This window comes from Rummeliibacillus pycnus (assembly GCF_050459865.1).
Lineage (GTDB): Bacteria > Bacillota > Bacilli > Bacillales_A > Planococcaceae > Rummeliibacillus > Rummeliibacillus pycnus_B.
The window spans coordinates 1-230 of the sequence record NZ_JBCMNM010000093.1 but is presented as its reverse complement, the minus strand read 5'-3'; the positions used below and the strand labels follow the sequence as shown (position 1 = coordinate 230).

The 230-nt window shown below is 51.7% G+C and carries 1 rRNA gene; it reads left to right on the top strand.

What is annotated here, in order from left to right:
- Positions 1-230 (top strand): 23S ribosomal RNA (locus ABE048_RS17365); the annotation flags it as partial.

Sequence of the window (230 nt, the reverse complement as noted above, 5' to 3'; positions counted from 1 at the left end):
TTGATATTCCTGTACCACCTATACATCGTTTGAACGATGGGGGGACGCAGAAGGATAGGGTAAGCGCGCTGTTGGATATGCGCGTCCAAGCAGTTAGGCCGGAAACGAGGCAAATCCCGTTTCCATTAAGGCGGAGCTGTGATGGCGAGGGAAATATAGTACCGAAGTTCCTGATTCCACGCTGCCAAGAAAAGCCTCTAGTGAGATGTAAGGTGCCCGTACCGCAAACC